Source organism: Virgibacillus aidingensis (assembly GCF_010994035.1).
Taxonomy (GTDB): domain Bacteria; phylum Bacillota; class Bacilli; order Bacillales; family Amphibacillaceae; genus Virgibacillus_N.
On record NZ_WIXN01000024.1, the window covers coordinates 8,874 to 9,271 of the forward strand.

General features: G+C 50.3%; 1 protein-coding gene. It reads left to right on the plus strand.

Annotated features, from left to right (window positions below):
• Positions 1–197, plus strand: a 197-nt coding sequence (locus GHD25_RS19835) for a hypothetical protein (protein ID WP_205601379.1), incomplete at its 5' end; no start/stop codon positions are given.
• Positions 198–398 lie beyond the last annotated feature (201 nt).

Below are 398 nucleotides of genomic sequence, written 5' to 3' on the forward strand. Positions count from 1 at the left end.
GCGGGGAAAAAGACTCCATTCGTCCACTCATCAGAGGGATGAGGCAACGAATGCGGAGAAAAAGACTCCATTCGTCCACTCATCAGAGGGGTGAAGCAACGAATGCGGAGAAAACACTCCATTCGTCCACTCATCAGAGGGATGAAGCAACGAACGTGGAGAAAAAGACTCCATTCGTCCACTCATCAGAGGGATGAAGCAACGAATGCGGAGAAAAAGACTCCGTTCGTCCACTCATCAGAGGGATGAGGCAACGAACGCGGATAAAAACACTCCATTCGTCCACTCATCAGGGGAATGAGGCAACGAATGCGGGGAAAACCGCACCATTCATTCACTCATCACAGGAATGAGGCAACGAATGCGGGGAAAACCGCACCATTCATTCACTCATCAGA